Origin of the sequence: Mesorhizobium sp. M0207, from assembly GCF_040321995.1 — a bacterium.
GTDB lineage: Bacteria > Pseudomonadota > Alphaproteobacteria > Rhizobiales > Rhizobiaceae > Mesorhizobium.
Map to the genome: position 1 here is coordinate 113,618 of NZ_JAMYSQ010000017.1, position 15,919 is coordinate 129,536.

Here is a 15,919-nt window from a genome sequence, read left to right on the forward strand (position 1 = left end):
ATCAGGAGATCGGCCATGCCTGCTGCGTTGACGGCAACGCCCGCCGCTCCCGGCGACATGCAGCTTGTCGGCCGCGCGCTGGCACGTGATGGCGATGCATTCCGCACCATCATCAAGACGCACAACCAAAGGCTCTACCGCATCGCCCGAGGCGTCGTGCGTAACGACAGCGAGGCAGAGGACATCGTCCAGGAGGCCTATGTCAGCGCCTTTGCCCATCTCGAGGCCTTTCGCGGCGATGCCTCGCTCGCCACGTGGCTATCGCGTATCGTCATCAACGAAGCGCTCGGCCGCTTGCGCAAAAGGCGGCGAATGGTAGCGATGCCTGAAAACCCGCAAGCCGAAATCATCCGGTTTCCCCTCAACCCGAGCGACGATCCGGAGCGGACGATGGCGCAACGGCAGATCCTTGAGCTTGTCGAACGGGCAACCGACAGTCTTCCCGATGTCTACCGGATGGTGTTCGTGGCGCGCGTCATCGAGGGATTGAGCATCGAAGAAACCGCCGAACTGCTTGGCGTGCGACCAGAAACCATCAAGACCCGGCTGCACCGCGCCCGCGCGCTGGTGCGCAAGGCGCTGGACGACCAGATCGGCCCGGTGCTGCTCGACGCCTTTCCCTTCGCGGGCCGGCGCTGCGAACGGCTGACCAATGCCGTGATGCAGCGGCTCGGTCTTTCCGGATAGGTCGCGCCGATTTTCGCGGGAACGTTTTCCCGTGACCTGCATCCAATGAGCATCACTGAAACGAAGCCCGATGCAGTTCCGCGTCGGGGCGAAGGAGAGCATCATGTTTATTCGATCGACCACGGCACTGGCCGCATTTTTCCTGCTTAGCGCAGCGCCCTTGTCGCAAGCTGCCGACAAACCGACCGATCCGCAGATCGCACATATCGCCTACACAGCAGGGGTGCTTGACGTCGAGGCGGCCAAGCAGGCGCTGAAGAAATCGAAGAACAAGGAGGTGGTGGATTTCGCCAAGGACATGGTGCGAGATCACGAGGCGGTCAACAAACAGGCTCTCGACCTGGTCAAGAAGCTCAAGGTCACGCCTGAGGACAATCCGACCAGCAAGGCGCTGACCAAGGCGGCGGCCGAGGAACGTGCCAAGCTTGCCAAGCTCAAGGGAGCGGCGTTCGACAAGGCCTATGTCGCCAACGAGGTGGCCTACCACAAGCAGGTCAATAGCGCGCTCGAAACACTGCTGATCCCGTCAGCCAGCAATGCCGAGCTGAAGAGCCTGCTGGAAACCGGCCTGAAAATATTCCAGGGCCACGAACAGCACGCCGAACACGTCGCTGGCATGCTGAAGTGAGGATCGGGCCAATGGTGTCGAGGCGGCGTCTGTGGGTTGCGCTGGCGCTGACCATCGCCGCCGCACCGGCCAAGGCCGAAACCATCGAGGTGACGATCGACAAGCTTGTGTTTTCGCCGGCAAAGATCGAGGCGAAGGTCGGCGACACGATCAAGTGGGTGAACAAGGACGTGTTCGCCCACACGGCAACCGTCAACGGCGCCTGGGAAGTGATGATCCCGCCGAAGAAGGCGGCGAGCCTGACGGTGAAGAAGGCGGAATCGGTCGATTATTTCTGCCGCTTCCATCCCAACATGAAAGGCCATCTGACGGTGACATCGCCCTGACTGGCTGATGCATGTCGCGCAAAATCGTGCAGCGGTTTTGCGATAACGACATGCATAAAAAAGCCTAAAGCGCGCCGCATGAGGTCGGTCTAATGCGACGCGCTTTTAGGCTGCCAGCCATGCCGTCCCTACGAGAAGCGTGACCAGCGTCAACGGCAGGCCGACCTTGAAGAAGGCGATGAAGCCCAGCGGTTTGCCGGAGATTCGCGCGTGCTCGGCAACGATCAGATTGGCGACCGAGCCGAGCAGCGTGAAATTGCCGGCCAGCGTCGAGCTCATGGCGACGACCAGCCAGGCCCGCTCGGGGTTTTCCAGTCCGGGCACGAACGGCTTCAGCGCCAGCACGGCCGGGACATTGCTCATGATGTTGGACAGCACCGCGGTGAAGCCGGACAGCCGCCAGACATCATTCAGTCCGAGGTCCTTTGCCGAGGCGACGATGTCGGGCGTCAGCAGCGTCTTCTCCGCCCCGGCGACGACGATGAACAGCCCGGCGAACATGAACAGCAGCGGCCCATCGATCTCGCGATAGATGCGCTCAGGTTTGATGGCGCGGGTCAAAAGAAGAATGGCACCGCCGATCAGCGCTGCCTTGGCGACTGGAACGCCGGCGAAGAAGGCGATCGCCAAACCGACACAGACGACCACCGCCTTCACCACCTGCCCCGGCAGCATGCGGCCGCGGTAGACTTCGGGGCTGAGCTCGGCCTTGCGCGAAAATTCGGCGCGGTAGACGATGCGGATGATGACGATGACGGCGATGAGGCCGAACGCCGCGACCGGCGCCAGCGCCGCAGAGAAGGCCGGATAGGAAATCCCCGACAGCGTGCCGATGACCATGTTCTGCGGGTTGCCGGTGATGGTGGCGACGCTGCCGCAATTCGAGGCGGTGGCGGTGGCGATCAGATAGGGAACCGGGTTGCGGTTGATGACGCGGGTGACATGGACGACGATCGGCGCCATGACCAGGCAGATGGCGTCGTTGACCAGGAATGCGGACAGGAGGCCGGTCAACAGCGTCACCATCACCAGCAGCATGAACGGCGCATGCGCATGCTCGATGGCGAACCCGCCGAGCGCGCGAAAGGCGCCCGACACTTTAAGATGCGCCACGACGATCATCATGCCGAGCAGAAGCGTGATGGTGTCGAAGCTGATGGCGCGGTAGGCGTCCTCCATGTCGAGCGCGCCGATGGCGATCATCACCGCACCGCCGAGCAGCGCGATCCCTGCCCGGTCGAGGCGCAGCCCGGGTATCCTGCCGATGGCGACGCCGGCATAGGTCAGGACCAGGATCAGCAGTGCCGCCGCGCCCATCGCTGTCATGTGTTGGAAATCCTGTGCGACTGGCGAGTGAACCTGTCCGGAATGGACCCTGAAAATATTGGCGATCCCGACAGGATTCGAACCTGTGACCATCGGCTTAGAAGGCCGGTGCTCTATCCAGCTGAGCTACGGGACCGCTGGCCGGCCGCATGACCGGCGGATTGTGCCGGCAGGGCCGGTATGGGATCAATGCGTCCAGGGCGTCCTGCGGTCATAGCGGAAATTCTCCGCATAGGAAATCTGGCGGCGCTTGATTTCCTTCGGCTCCTCGACGCGGAAAGCCAGCCCTTCCTTCTCAGCGTAGGCGACCGCGTCCTCTCTTGTGTCGAAGGTCAGCCTGATCTGGCTTCGCATGTCGCCGGACGTGGTGTAGCCCATCAGCGGATCGATCTTCTTGCGCTGCTCCGGATCGAATTCCAGCACCCAATAGCCGGTCTTGGCCTTGCCGGACTGCATCGCGGTTTTGGCTGGGCTGAAAATGCGGGCTGACATGACCACCTCATTGCTGGTTGCAAGCACACGACCCCGAGACCACATTACTGTTCTCTGGCCATGCACTAGCCCGTCATTACTGCGCAATGCCGCCGGCAGCAAGGCCGATGGCTTTTTACGCTTGCTTTGGCGGGCTGAAATCACTAGGCAACAGACCGTTCGGAGTGTAGCGCAGCCTGGTAGCGCATCTGGTTTGGGACCAGAGGGTCGGGAGTTCGAATCTCTCCACTCCGACCATTCATCAAGCGAATCTCGTCGGCAGGGCAAGCGGATCACGCTCGAGTGTGTCTGCCGTCGCCGGTCATGTTTAAGCGACGGACGGACAGCATGAGCCCGCGCTGCCCGTCCGACATGCAAGCCGTCAGCCCTGGATGAAGGCCAGCAGATCCGGATTGATGATCTCCGGGTGGGTGGTGCACATGCCGTGCGGCAGGCCCTTGTAGACCTTGAGCGTGCCGCGCTTCACCAGCTTGGCCGCAAGCAGCGCGGAGTCGGCGATAGGCACGATCTGGTCGTCGTCGCCGTGCATGATCAGGACGGGCACGTCGATCTGCTTGAGGTCGTCGGTGAAGTCGGTCTCGGAAAAGGCCTTGATGCAGTCGTAATGGGCCTTGGCCCCACCCATCATGCCTTGGCGCCACCAATTATCGATAGCGCCTGGCGAGACCTTGGCGCCGTCGCGGTTGAAACCGTAAAACGGGCCGGCCGGCACATCCCTGTAGAACTGGGCGCGGTTAGCGGCCAGAGCAGCGCGAAAGCCGTCGAAGACTTCGATCGGCAAGCCGCCGGGGTTGCTGTCGGTCTTGACCATGATCGGCGGCACGGCGCCGATCAGCACCGCCTTGGCAACACGGCCGCCGCCGCCATAAAGCGCGACGTAACGCGCTACCTCGCCGCCACCGGTCGAGTGGCCGATGTGGATCGCATCCCTGAGATCGAGATGCACCGCCAGCGCCGCAACATCGGCGGCGTAGGTGTCCATCTCATTGCCAGTCGCGGTCTGCGACGAGCGGCCGTGGCCGCGGCGGTCATGTGCGACGACGCGGTAGCCCTTATCGAGGAAGAACAGCATCTGGTTGTCCCAGTCGTCGCCGCTGAGCGGCCAGCCGTGATGGAACACGATCGGCTGGCCCTTGCCCCAATCCTTGTAGAAAATCTCGGTGCCGTCATGGGTGGTGAATGTGCTCATCGTCCTACTCCTTGATGGAAAAGTTGGGGGGTAACAGGGAAGCTTTTAGCCCCTTCAGCTGGACAAATTATAACAGTGCGGCCAAGGTGAGCATTGGCAAAACGGACATTCAACGTGGCAAAACTGACAAATGACGGCTACGCGTGATCTGATCGAAATCGGCCTTGTCTTGTATCCCGGCGTGCAGGAAGCGGCCGTGCTCGGCCTTACCGATCTTTTCATGCTGGCAAACCGGCTGGCTGTCGAGCGGTCGCCGGACGCGGCGAGGCTTCGCGTCAGTCATTGGCAATTGGAGGACGCGGGCCACACCGTAGTCCGCACCTTCGACAGCGACCCCGGCGCCGACAATGAACCAACCATGGTTATCCTCCCGCCAACCTTGGGAGATCCGATCGCTCGGGAAGCAGCCGCGGCCTATGCCGGCTGGCTCAGGGACCGTCATGGGGCAGGCGCGACCCTCGGCTCGGTCTGCGCCGGCGCCTTCGTGCTTGCCGAGACCGGCCTGTTGTCCGGTCGCGCCGCGACAACGCACTGGGCCTATCGCGACGCGCTGGCGCTACGCTTTCCCGACATCCTGCTCGACGCCGACAGGCTGGTCATTGACGATGGCGACGTCATCACCGCAGGCGGCTACATGGCCTGGACCGACCTCGGCCTGAAGCTGGTGGACCGGGTGCTCGGGTCAGCCGTGATGATGGACACGGCGCGTTTCATGCTGGTCGATCCGCCGGGCCGCGAGCAACGTTTTTACAGCCCGTTCGCGCCGCGATTGACCCATGACGACGAAGCGATCCTCAAGGTGCAGCATTGGCTGCAGGCGAACGGCGCGCGCGACGTGACGCTCGGCGCCATGGCCGCGCATGCGGGGCTGGAGGAGCGGACCTTTCTCCGACGCTTCCGCAACGCCACCGGCCTCAGGCCGACCGAATATTGCCAGCACCTGCGCGTCGGCAAGGCGCGCGAGATGCTGGAAACCACGATGCGATCGATCGACCAGATCGCCTGGGAGGTCGGCTATGACGATCCCGGCTCGTTCCGCAAGGTATTCGCCAGGATAACCGGCCTGGTGCCCGGCGACTATCGCAAGCGCTTTGGCACGGAACGAGCGGTAATTGCAGGCGGAGAGAGCTGAGGCCAGCCGCGCAATGACGCAATCGATTCGATGCTGCCAAAGGCAAGCTCGCCGGGCGAGAACCCCAACCACCCATCTCCCGGCGAGCCTACTACCTGATTTGATACGCAATCAGGACCGGGATTAGCCGGCAAGCTCTTTGCTGCAAGACAGATGCCAGCTTTTGTTCCCGAAATGGGACAGTGGCGGCACTGGAATCGTCAAATCTCGAACTCGCCCTGCCCTTCGTCCATGGCGCTGACGGTCTCGGCGGCGAGCGCGCGGGTGATCGGCGTCTTGCGCTCGAGCGCGGTGCGGTCGAGCCGTTCGACCACCCGCATGGCAGTGGCCAGCGAGCGCTCGATGCGGCGCACCAGATATTGCACGACATGCGGCTCGACCTCGACCTGGCGGTCGGCGAACAGCTTTGTGATGACGCCGGCCAGCAGAAGATCGTCGGGTTCGTGGATCTCGACGGTCGCCGCCGCCTTCAGCCGCGACGCCAGGTCGGGCAGCCTGACGCCCCAGGCGGACGGGAAGCGCCGCGCCGTCAACAGCAAGCTCGAGCCGGCGCCGCGCACCGCGTTGATCAGGTGGAAGAGGCCGTGCTCATCGATCGGGCCGGCATCGACATCGTCGATCAGGGCCGGATGCGCGCCGAGATTTTCGATGCAGTCGCCGATGCGGCCGGCCTCCACTTTCACCGCGTCGGCGCGGGTCCGCCAGATCGAGGCCAGATGGGTTTTCCCCGAGCCGGCCGGCCCGGCCAGCACAACGACCGGCGACGGCCAGTCCGGCCAGCGGTCGACAAGCGCCGCCGCCTGGCTGTTGGTGCTGGAGACGACGAGCTCGTCGCGCGAATAGCCGGTGCCGTGGCCTAGATCGAGCGGCAATTGACGCGGCGGATCGATCTTGTCCGGCATCTGGCTCAACCGCGCGCGCCCCCGCGGCGGCGCACCTGCAGCGGCGGCACCGGCTCGTCGGCGTGGCCCTTGTAGAGCGGCGATTCGAGATAGCGGGCGATGGCGAAGCGCACCAGAACGGCAACGGCGGCGGAAGCCGGAACGGCGATCAGCAGGCCGACGAAGCCGAACAGCGCGCCGAAGGCAAACAGCGCAAACATCAGCCATACCGGATGCAGGCCAACGCTTTTGCCGACCAGCCTTGGCTGCAGGATGTTGCCCTCGATGAACTGGCCGACGAAGAACACACCGGCCACCGCTGCGATCATGGTCCAGTCCGGCCAGAACTGGACGAAGGCGACGCCGACGGCCAGCACCAGGCCGGTCAGCGAGCCGACATAGGGGATGAAGGAGATCAGTCCGGCGAACAGACCGATGAGGATGCCGAAATTCAGGCCCGTCAGTGTCAGGCCGGTGGCATACATGGCGCCCAGCACCAGGCACAGCGTGCCCTGGCCGCGCACGAAGCCGGCGGTCGCCGTGTTGATGTCCCTGGCGATCGTCCTGACGGTCTTGACATAGTCGCGCGGCACCCAGCTGTCGACGATTGTCACCATGCGATCCCAGTCGAGCAGCATGTAGAAGGCGACGACCGGCGTCACCACGAACAGGCTGACCACCGAGACCAGCGCCACGCCGGAGCTCCAGATCGAGGTGAACACGGTGGTCAGGAGGCCGAAGCCGGAGGTCAGCAGCGAGTTCAGGCCTTCGCGCAGGCCGTTGGCGTCGACGCCGAATTTCTCTTCCAGCCATTTCGGGTCGAAGCTGGTGATCAGGCTCTGCAGCCGGGTCAGATAGTCCGGCAGCTTGCTGGCGAAATCAGCCATCTGCGAGGCGAGCACCGGAACCAGGATGACGACGGCCAGCACCAGGACGACGATGAAGGCGATGAGGATGACCACCGTCGCCATCAGCCTGGAGAGGCCGAGCCGCTCCAGCCGGTCGGCGACAGGGTCGAGGAAATAGGCGAGCACCATGCCGGCGACGAACGGCAGAAGGATGCCGCTGAAGACATAGAGGAAGACGGCGAGGATGATGGCGCTGACCAGCCAGAAGCGGATCTGGCGGCGAAACGACGCCGACGCCGCAGCCTCCGCTGCCGCGGCTTCGGCCTCGGCGTCGATGGACCGTTCGTCAGGTGCCCGGTGTTCGGGTGCCCGGCGTTCAGGTGCCCCGCGTTCAGGTGCCGGGTGTGGAGCCTTCGCCATAGCCGCTCATATGCCTCAGCCAAGCCACGAGATAGGCCGCGGCCGAAGCCACGGTCAAGACCCCGGACAGCAATATGAGGGCCGGCCTCAGCGGATCGAGATGGATGTCGAAGGCGAGTTCGCCCAACACCACTGCCGCCAGCACGATCTGGATCGCGGTGTTGGCCTTCGACACCAGGAGCGGCTTCATCTCGACCGGATGCGCCATGACGGTGGATAAAAGCACGGCGCAGACGATCAGTGCGTCGCGCGACACCATGGTAACGACCAGCCACAGCGGCAGTTCGCCGCTGAAGCCCAGGACCACGAAAACCGAGACCAGCAGCAGCTTGTCGGCCATCGGATCGAGATAGGCGCCGAGCCTGGAAAACTGATTGAAATGGCGGGCGATGAAGCCGTCGACGCCGTCGGAAATGCCGGCAATGAGGAAGCCCGCAAAGGCCCAGTCCCAGCGGTCCTGCAGCATGGCCAGCACCACGGCCGGCACCAGCACGAAGCGCATGATCGTGATCATGTTGGGGATGGTCAAACGCATATCCCGTCGCTCTTGTTTGCCGATACATGATCGAGATGGAGGGTTACGGCAAGTGAGAAGCGACACAGGAACGCGAAGGCTAGCGTGAACCACCCCCCTCTGTCCTGCCGGACATCTCCCCCTCAAGTGGGGAGATTGGCAGCTTCATTTATCGCGCCCTTCCTGCAACGTTGCAGGTTGGCGAAAGCCGAGGCGACATCCAATCTCCCCATTTGAGGGGGAGATGTCCGGCAGGACAGAGGGGGGCGCGAAGGATCGCCACATTCGGAACTGCAGGGCCTGCCAACCTTTGTTATTATCGGGGGCAAAAGCTCCACATCCCGCCGTTATCCTTGCGGACCGAAACCGTTCATGCGAAGAGCCCGAGAAAGCAGGGAAAGAGTATGAGCAAGCGCAAGAACGGGCTCACCTATGCCGAAGCGGGCGTCGACATCGACGCCGGCAATCTCATGGTCGAGAAGATCAAGCCGCTGGTGCGCGCCACCCGCCGGCCGGGCGCCGATGGCGAGATCGGCGGCTTCGGCGGCCTGTTCGACCTCAAGGCCGCCGGCTTCACCGATCCGGTGCTGGTGGCCGCCAATGACGGCGTCGGCACCAAGCTGAAGATCGCCATCGATGCCGGCAAGCACGACACGATCGGCATCGACCTCGTCGCCATGTGCGTCAACGACATCGTCGTGCAAGGCGCCGAGCCGCTGTTCTTCCTCGACTATTTCGCCACCGGCAAGCTCGATCCCGACCAGGGTGCCTCGATTGTCGGCGGCATTGCCGCCGGCTGCCGGCAGGCCGGCTGCGCGCTGATCGGCGGCGAGACGGCGGAGATGCCCGGCATGTATCACGACAAGGATTATGACCTTGCCGGCTTTGCCGTCGGTGCCGCCGAACGCGGCCAGCTGCTGCCGACCGACGACATCGTCGAGGGCGACGTGCTGCTCGGCCTCGCCTCGTCGGGCCTGCATTCGAACGGCTATTCGCTGGTCCGCCGCATCGTCGCCGTAAGCGGCCTTGGCTGGAACGATCCGGCGCCGTTCAATGACGAAGCGACGCTGGCCGAGGCGCTGCTCGAACCGACCCGCATCTACGTCAAGTCGATCCTCAAGGCGATCCGCAACACCCACGGCATCAAGGCGCTGGCCCATATCACCGGCGGTGGCTTTCCCGAAAATATCCCGCGCGTTCTGCCCAAGGATTTTTCGGCCGAGCTCGATCTCGGCGCCATCGAGGTGCCGCCGGTGTTTTCGTGGCTGGCCAAGACAGGCGGCGTCGCGCCGGAAGAGATGATGCGGACCTTCAATTGCGGCATCGGCATGATCCTGGTCGTCGCCTCCGGCCAGGCGGCGCAGGTCGCTGCCGTTCTGCAGGAGGCCGGCGAGACGGTGACGCCGATCGGCCAGATCGTGCCGCGCCGCGATGCCGGCGTCATCTATCGGGGCTCGATTGGCCTATGACCAGAAAACGGACGGTCGTACTGATCTCGGGGCGCGGCTCCAACATGACGGCGCTGGTTGCGGCGGCGAGCAACCCGGCCTATCCGGCCGAGATCGTCGGCGTCATCTCCGACCGCGCCAATGCCGCCGGCCTTGGCATCGCCGCGGCGCGCGGCATCGCCACCAGAGTGATTTCGCGCTCCGACTATGCCAGCAAGCAAGCGCATGACGAGGCGATCGATGCGGCCCTCTTGTCGTTCGGCGCCGAGATCGTCGCGCTGGCCGGCTATATGCGCATCCTCGGCGCGCGCTTCGTGGAGAAGTGGCAGGGCCGCATGATCAATATCCACCCTGCCCTGCTGCCTGCCTTCAAGGGGCTGGATACGCATGCGCGGGCCCTCCGCGCGGGCATGCGCATCCATGGCTGCACGGTGCATTTCGTCACGCTCGACATGGATGACGGGCCGATCATCGCCCAGGCCGCCGTGCCGGTGATGGTCGGCGACAATGAGGACACGCTGGCCGCGCGCGTGCTCAAGGCCGAGCACCAGCTCTATCCGCTGGCGCTGGGCTTGGTCGCCGAAGGCAAGGCGCGGATGGAAGGCGGCCGCACGGTGTTTTCGCGCTTCGCCGACGATGCCGACAACGCCACGTCGGTGGTGATCGCGCCCGACCCGCTGCGCGAAGAGACCGATCTCGAGCACCTGGCGCGGATCACGCCGTGAGGGTCCGCAGAAACGGCCAATAAATCGCCGGGGAATGACAGAATAGATCAATGGACGTGTTCGACAGCGCGATCCGGACAAAAGGTGATCTGGCCGGCGTCTTCGAATACGAAGAGGCGGAGGATCCGAAAAGTGCCACGGCATATTTTTATCTCTGTCGGATCGAGGACGGAGGAGTAGGTCCCGTCGTCGGTGCAATTCACGTTCGATCGGGCGATTGGGCCATCACTGAAGCAGACATTTCGGTCAGTTGGGATAAAGATGAACGGCGTGTAGGCCTGTTCATCTTTGGTGCGCTTTGGGCGAGTTTTGATACCGTCACAGGTGCAAGACATGACGGCGGCTATGGGAAAGACTTTCAGCCCGACATCCCTTGGACTTGAGTTGAATCCATGAAGCAACTGCTGCTCCTGCGTCACGCCAAGTCGAGTTGGGACGATCCCGACCTCATCGACTTCGACCGGCCGCTGTCCGCGCGCGGGCTGAAGGCAGCACCACTGGTCGGGCGCGAACTGGCCCGGCGCGGCTGGCTGCCGGAGCTGGCGCTGGTGTCGCCGGCGCTGCGCACCCGCGACACGTGGCGGCTGGTCTCGGCGGAATTGCCGGCTAAGGTGCAGGCCAAATTTTCCCAGGCGCTCTACGAGGCAGCGGCGGCGGACATCCTCGCCAAGGTGCGGCAAGTAAAGGCGGGGACTGGAACGCTGCTGGTGCTTGGCCACAATCCCGGGCTGGAGGAGTTCGCGCGCGGGGTTGCCGGGGCTGGATCGGACCAAGCGGCGCTGAAGAAGCTGGCGGAAAAATACCCCACCGCGGGCCTGGCTCGGTTCGACGTCGACGGCGATTGGACCGGTCTCACCTTCGGCAGCGCCCGACTGACGCACTGCATTTGGCCGAAGGATCTTCGCTAGCGACTGCCTGACAGGCCGGCGGATCGCCGACCTTTCGACCAAACCCGGCTTCGCGCAAACAAAAGCGGCGGGCCAAGCCCGCCGCTCTTCGTGCTCCGGGGTTTGAGGAACTATCGGCCCCAGTTGCCCCGGCCAGATTGGGGCACTACGGGTTGATCCGCGCCGAACCGGGTCGTCGCCTCGGTGTCGACAGCGTTGTGCTCGGTCGTCAGCGGCTTGCGGATGGAACCGGTAAACCCGCTGTCGATGCTGCCGACAGGCGCGTTGCCAACAGGCGCGGCCGGCTGGTTGACGCCGTCCGAACCATAGTGATCACTGCCTGCAAAGGCGCTGCCCGTGGCGACGAGGACGACGGTGGCGACGGTAAGAGCAGTCTTGGTCATTTCAGGTACTCCAGTGTACTGGTCATTCGTGAGTTGTCGTTGCTTTCGACGCATTCGAGATGAGAGCGCTGTCCGCGCCGACGAATACGCACCCGGCTTTTTCCGATGTGCACGTTGCTGGACGATTTCAGCAACCGAGATTGTGGCTACAGATGAAACCTGCAAATCAAAGTATTCGATTGGCGCAGGATGCTATTCGGCGCACACGCCCGTTGATACGCGACAGCAAGAGTAGCGGGCCAAGCCCGCCGCTCTTTGTGTTGCGGGCCGTGATAATCAGCGGCCCCAGATGCCTTGGCCGGATTCAGGCGCCACCGACTCGGAGGTTGTCTTGGCACCGGTATGCTCGGAAGTAACTGGCTTGCGGATCGAACCAGTGAAGGTGTTGTCGACGTTGGCAGCAGCGGCGGCCGGCTGGTTGACGTTGTCCGAGCCATAATGGTCGCTGCCGGCAAAAGCAGTGCCGGTGGCAACGAGGATGGCGGCGGCGGTAAGAGCGAGCTTGGTCATTTCGGTACTCCGGTAGTTCTTTGGTCTGTCCGTCAAGTGGCGTGCCTCGGGAGGAATTCGCGTCGCTCGGACCAACCCGAGATGGGTCGGCAAGTCTGTCGTTTCCAATCACGAAAATTTTGTGCCGGTGCGCCAAATTGGCCGCTTGAAATTCGACATGCAACTCCTGCGCCACAATTTTCTTCTTTCTTTTCAACTGGTTATGCGGTCAGTGGTGATTTGCCGCGCGAACATTCTTTGAGCCGGCGTTCACCCTTTCCTGTACTCTCTGCTAACGGAACCGAGCCGTTCGGTTCGAGTTCTTTTACGCTTGGCTGATCAGCGCTTTCAGAGGCTCGATCGACATTCCTGCCGACCGATCAATGCGCGGTGAAATTCACGCTGCCAGCTCAGCGCCAGCGGCGTCGTGCTTGGGCCGCGCGCTGGCCAGAAGCACGACCGGGCAGTTGCAGGCGGCTAAAACAGCGCCGGCTGTTTCACCGAAGAACAGGTCCTCACCCGGACGTTGGGTGACGCCCATCACGACGATCGCCGCTCCTTTGGCCGCCTCCCGGGTGATCGCCTTGTCGGGTGTGACGCGGGTATGGAACGCTGTGTCGATATGCAGGCCGTAGCGGCCCGCCAGATCAGCGATGTCTTTCAGGACGGCCTCTTCGCGGCTATGTGACACCGATGTCGACCTGCGGCCCTTGGCTGCCTTTTGCGAGACGTAGAGAACCTTGATCCGCGCCCGGTTTGGACGGGCCAGCGCCAGCGCCAGGTCGGCGGCGCGACGCGCCACCTGGGTACCGTTGACGGGGACGAGAATGCTGGTGCCGGCCTTCAGCGTCGGCATCTTTTCGCCAGCATTGCCGCCGTTCAGGACCAGGCAAAGCGGGCCGTCAAATCCTGCGGCAATGTCGTTGAGGGCCGGCGCGAAGGCGCCATCGGCGGTCAGCACATTGTCCAGGCCGACCAGCAACAGGCCGTATCCCTTGCGGGCCTCTTCGGCGATCGTCTCACCCGTGGCTTCCAATTCGGTGCGGGCCGTCAGATGGACTTTGTCGACAAGCGTATCTTCGGTCCGTTTCACCGCCTGAGCGCTCTTTTTTGCGCCCTTTTTGATTTCCTGGAGGGCGCGCTCCTGTCCCTTGCTGTCGGTCGGCCTGTCAACTCGGCCGTCTTTCGGCTGAAGCAAGGTGGTGGGCAGGCGAAGCAAGGTGGTGGGCATGCCGCTGCCTCCGCCGACCAGTCCGGCGAGATATGCAGTGAACTTGCCGATCCTGCTGTCGTCGACCAGCACCAGCAGCCTCTCCAGCCTGGAAATGAAGCCGTATTCGTCCAACGCCTCGCGCTCGACACGCTGCTGCTCGTCGTGCCCAACCGGCAGCCGGCCGAGCGCCCAGCGCAGCATCGGCGGCATGGCCAAGGTGGTGATCACGGCCATGGTGACGATCATGGTGAAGAGATTGTGCGACAGGATGTTCATCGACAGGCCGATGCTGGCGACGATCACCTCGGTCGAGCCGCGTGCGTTCATGGCACTGCCGACGGCGATTGCTTCCTTGAGCGACATGGCGGCGAGCTTGGCGCCGATGAACGCGCCGCCAAACTTGCCGATGCTGGCGATGATCACGAGAGCGCCCGTCAGCATGGCAAGGGTTGGATCGGCGAGCACTGTGAGATCGGCGGAAAGCCCCGCCATGCCGAAGAAGATCGGCATGAACAGCGCGGTGATGACGCCGCGAAGCTGACCTTCGATATGGCTGGAGAGGATGGGCGATTCCCCGACCAGGATGCCGGCGACGAACGCCCCCAGCACGGTATGGACGCCTATCTGATTAGTGATCAGCGCCATCGCTCCCATGATGATGAGGATCATGGTGATCACCGCAAACTCGCTGCGGAATTGATCGTTGGTCCAGCGGATCAAGGTGAAGACAAGACGGCGGCCAATGGTGAAGGAGAACACCATGAACAGTGCCACCGCGGCGATGGTGGTCACCAGCGGCGCGAACTGTAGCTTGCCATTGGTGGCGATGCCGAAGGTTACGGCGATGACCAGCCAGCCGATCGTGTCCTCGATGATCGCCGAGGAAATAATCACCTGTCCGAGGTTGCGGCGCATGAAGTTCATCTCGCGCACCACCATGGCGACGACCTTGACCGACGAGATCGACAGCGCCGTGCCCAGGAACAGCCCGGCGACGGTGCGCTGCGTGGGGTCAGCCAGCAATGCGTCCGGCAGGAACTGCGCCAGCGCAAAACCGAAGATGAAGGGCACCACGACGCCGGTAGCCGAAATGGAAAAACAGGCCGCGCCAACCCGGCGCACCAGCCGCAGGTCCGTCTCCATGCCGGTCAGCAAAAGCAGCATCAGGATGCCGAGCTGCGAGACGGCGTCGATCATGCCCTTTTGCGCAGGATCACTGGGAAAGATCAGGTGCTGGGCCGACGGCCACAGCCAGCCGAACAGCGAAGGACCGAGCAGGATGCCGCCGATCAGTTGGCCCATGATCGCCGGCTGGCCATAACGCTGCAGCACTTCGCCCAGGCCGCGCCCGACAAGCAGCAGAAGCACGATCTCGGCGACGAAAGCGCCTTCGCCCGAACCACCCATGCCGGAGGCCCGGGTACCGGCAACGAGCGTCTGCGCTGCCCAGGCCGCCCCCGCGGGGACGAAAGCGCAAACCAGCAGCGCCAGGCTGGAACGTGTCGGAGCCTGCCAAGCCATGAAACCCCCATCGCCCAATGCACGTGTCCAACAACGCGCGACAGGGCGTTGCGTTGCTAGACAGGGCGTTGCGTTGCTAGACGTGGACGTCACCGAAGGAGAGTTCGCCGTCGTCGCTCTCTGTCAGAAATGCTGTCACCAGCAGGCCCGCATAGAGGACGGCGACCAGCACGACGATGACGGCGCCCGGAATTGGACCCAAGGCAGCACTGGCGACGGCCTCACGCATCGACCCGACGAAGCCGATGCGGACACCTTCGGTCAGAAGACTGGGGGTCGACAGTTTGAGGATCCAGGCCAGCAGCAGGATCAGCAGCATGTAGATGTAATTGCGACGCAGGCGGCGCGCCAAAGCCATGCGTTGCGAAATCAGGAATTTCGGCGCGCGCAGGCTCTCGCCGACGATCAACAGCCAATCGGACGCGAAGTCCGGCTGCGGCGAGAATATCTGCGCGAAATAGTGCCGTTCGAACTGGCGCACGCGAGCCCGGTAGAAGTCGAAGAAGCGATATCGGCGGGCCTCTATCCACAGCAGCAGCAGAACAAGCAGCATGGCAAACAGCAGCACACCATGGTGAGCGCTGGCTGTCGAAAGCGAAACGGACAGCATGGCTGCGACAACGGTTATCGCCCAGTTGCTCGTCCGGTCCAGGCGGTCACGCCACCCAGCCATGCGCGCAATCTCGGCGCGATGAAAGTGGGACATCGTGGTTACGAGTTCGCCGGACGACAGTGTCCTTCCGATAGGATCCGGCGCCGGCAACACTTCTGCCATGACAATGCCTCCAC

General features: G+C 63.4%; 18 protein-coding genes and 2 tRNA genes. 9 read left to right on the top strand and 11 right to left on the bottom strand.

Annotated elements, in window-relative coordinates:
* Positions 1 to 15: 15 nt before the first annotated feature.
* The 3 genes from NKJ15_RS21870 (at position 16) to NKJ15_RS21880 (ending at position 1,641) form a co-directional block, all read left to right on the top strand.
* Positions 16 to 687, top strand: a complete 672-nt coding sequence (locus tag NKJ15_RS21870) for an RNA polymerase sigma factor (protein WP_352472634.1) — start codon at positions 16 to 18, stop codon at positions 685 to 687.
* Positions 688 to 790: 103 nt separating this feature from the next.
* On the top strand, positions 791 to 1,315 hold the full coding sequence (locus tag NKJ15_RS21875; protein WP_352472633.1) for a DUF4142 domain-containing protein: 525 nt from the start codon (positions 791 to 793) through the stop codon (positions 1,313 to 1,315).
* Positions 1,316 to 1,326: 11 nt separating this feature from the next.
* Positions 1,327 to 1,641 carry a cupredoxin domain-containing protein gene (locus tag NKJ15_RS21880; protein WP_352817530.1) on the top strand — a complete coding sequence of 105 codons (315 nt, stop codon included), beginning with the start codon at positions 1,327 to 1,329 and terminating at the stop codon, positions 1,639 to 1,641.
* Between the two features lie 105 nt (positions 1,642 to 1,746).
* Here the strand turns inward: NKJ15_RS21880 and NKJ15_RS21885 are convergent, their stop codons facing one another.
* The 3 genes from NKJ15_RS21885 to NKJ15_RS21895 form a co-directional block, all read right to left on the bottom strand.
* Positions 1,747 to 2,967, bottom strand: a complete 1,221-nt coding sequence (locus NKJ15_RS21885; RefSeq protein ID WP_352817532.1) for an anion transporter — start codon at positions 2,965 to 2,967, stop codon at positions 1,747 to 1,749.
* 59 nt (positions 2,968 to 3,026) lie between these two features.
* Positions 3,027 to 3,103, bottom strand: a tRNA-Arg gene (locus NKJ15_RS21890).
* A 50-nt stretch (positions 3,104 to 3,153) separates the two neighbouring features.
* Positions 3,154 to 3,459, bottom strand: a complete 306-nt coding sequence (locus NKJ15_RS21895; protein ID WP_352472630.1) for an ETC complex I subunit — start codon at positions 3,457 to 3,459, stop codon at positions 3,154 to 3,156.
* 160 nt (positions 3,460 to 3,619) lie between these two features.
* Here NKJ15_RS21895 and NKJ15_RS21900 point away from each other — a divergent pair.
* Positions 3,620 to 3,696: transfer RNA gene (locus NKJ15_RS21900), tRNA-Pro, on the top strand.
* 124 nt (positions 3,697 to 3,820) lie between these two features.
* On the opposite strand, the gene NKJ15_RS21905 is transcribed toward NKJ15_RS21900, so the two are convergent.
* The gene (locus NKJ15_RS21905) at positions 3,821 to 4,648 is read right to left on the bottom strand and encodes an alpha/beta fold hydrolase (RefSeq protein ID WP_352501886.1); all 828 of its coding nucleotides are present in this window, start codon (positions 4,646 to 4,648) and stop codon (positions 3,821 to 3,823) included.
* A 130-nt stretch (positions 4,649 to 4,778) separates the two neighbouring features.
* On the opposite strand from NKJ15_RS21905, the gene NKJ15_RS21910 reads away from it, so the two are divergent.
* Positions 4,779 to 5,780: a GlxA family transcriptional regulator gene (locus NKJ15_RS21910; RefSeq protein ID WP_352817536.1), complete on the top strand. Its 1,002-nt coding sequence runs from the start codon at positions 4,779 to 4,781 to the stop codon at positions 5,778 to 5,780.
* A gap of 200 nt (positions 5,781 to 5,980) precedes the next feature.
* Here the strand turns inward: NKJ15_RS21910 and hdaA are convergent, their stop codons facing one another.
* From hdaA to NKJ15_RS21925, 3 genes are read right to left on the bottom strand one after another with little or no spacing between them, the layout of a single operon-like run.
* Entirely contained in the window at positions 5,981 to 6,682 is a 702-nt protein-coding gene (hdaA, locus tag NKJ15_RS21915; RefSeq protein WP_352472673.1) for a DnaA regulatory inactivator HdaA, read from the bottom strand.
* 5 nt (positions 6,683 to 6,687) lie between these two features.
* Positions 6,688 to 7,929, bottom strand: a complete 1,242-nt coding sequence (locus tag NKJ15_RS21920) for an AI-2E family transporter (protein WP_352472627.1) — start codon at positions 7,927 to 7,929, stop codon at positions 6,688 to 6,690.
* Positions 7,901 to 8,458, bottom strand: coding sequence for a CDP-alcohol phosphatidyltransferase family protein (locus NKJ15_RS21925; RefSeq protein WP_352472672.1), 558 nt, complete (start codon positions 8,456 to 8,458; stop codon positions 7,901 to 7,903). The genes NKJ15_RS21920 and NKJ15_RS21925 overlap by 29 nt, the downstream gene beginning before the upstream one ends.
* A gap of 389 nt (positions 8,459 to 8,847) precedes the next feature.
* Between NKJ15_RS21925 and purM the strand changes: the two genes are divergently transcribed.
* The 4 genes from purM to NKJ15_RS21945 are packed head-to-tail and all read left to right on the top strand — an operon-like array spanning position 8,848 to position 11,524.
* A complete protein-coding gene (gene purM / locus NKJ15_RS21930; RefSeq protein ID WP_352771776.1) occupies positions 8,848 to 9,912 on the top strand; it encodes a phosphoribosylformylglycinamidine cyclo-ligase in 1,065 nt (354 codons plus the stop codon).
* Positions 9,909 to 10,616 (top strand): phosphoribosylglycinamide formyltransferase, encoded by a 708-nt coding sequence (purN, locus tag NKJ15_RS21935; protein ID WP_352457663.1) that lies wholly within the window; start codon positions 9,909 to 9,911, stop codon positions 10,614 to 10,616. The genes purM and purN overlap by 4 nt, the downstream gene beginning before the upstream one ends.
* 50 nt (positions 10,617 to 10,666) lie before the next feature.
* Positions 10,667 to 10,999: a hypothetical protein gene (locus NKJ15_RS21940; RefSeq protein WP_352817540.1), complete on the top strand. Its 333-nt coding sequence runs from the start codon at positions 10,667 to 10,669 to the stop codon at positions 10,997 to 10,999.
* 9 nt (positions 11,000 to 11,008) lie between these two features.
* On the top strand, positions 11,009 to 11,524 hold the full coding sequence (locus NKJ15_RS21945; protein ID WP_352615697.1) for a SixA phosphatase family protein: 516 nt from the start codon (positions 11,009 to 11,011) through the stop codon (positions 11,522 to 11,524).
* 110 nt (positions 11,525 to 11,634) lie between these two features.
* Here the strand turns inward: NKJ15_RS21945 and NKJ15_RS21950 are convergent, their stop codons facing one another.
* From NKJ15_RS21950 to NKJ15_RS21965, 4 genes are all read right to left on the bottom strand, one after another.
* Positions 11,635 to 11,907, bottom strand: coding sequence for a DUF680 domain-containing protein (locus NKJ15_RS21950; protein WP_352817543.1), 273 nt, complete (start codon positions 11,905 to 11,907; stop codon positions 11,635 to 11,637).
* Between the two features lie 276 nt (positions 11,908 to 12,183).
* The gene (locus tag NKJ15_RS21955; protein WP_352472617.1) at positions 12,184 to 12,417 is read right to left on the bottom strand and encodes a DUF680 domain-containing protein; all 234 of its coding nucleotides are present in this window, start codon (positions 12,415 to 12,417) and stop codon (positions 12,184 to 12,186) included.
* Between the two features lie 376 nt (positions 12,418 to 12,793).
* Entirely contained in the window at positions 12,794 to 15,016 is a 2,223-nt protein-coding gene (locus NKJ15_RS21960) for a cation:proton antiporter domain-containing protein (RefSeq protein WP_502906937.1), read from the bottom strand.
* Positions 15,017 to 15,206: 190 nt separating this feature from the next.
* Positions 15,207 to 15,905, bottom strand: a complete 699-nt coding sequence (locus NKJ15_RS21965) for a DUF2270 domain-containing protein (RefSeq protein ID WP_352472615.1) — start codon at positions 15,903 to 15,905, stop codon at positions 15,207 to 15,209.
* Positions 15,906 to 15,919: the final 14 nt, after the last annotated feature.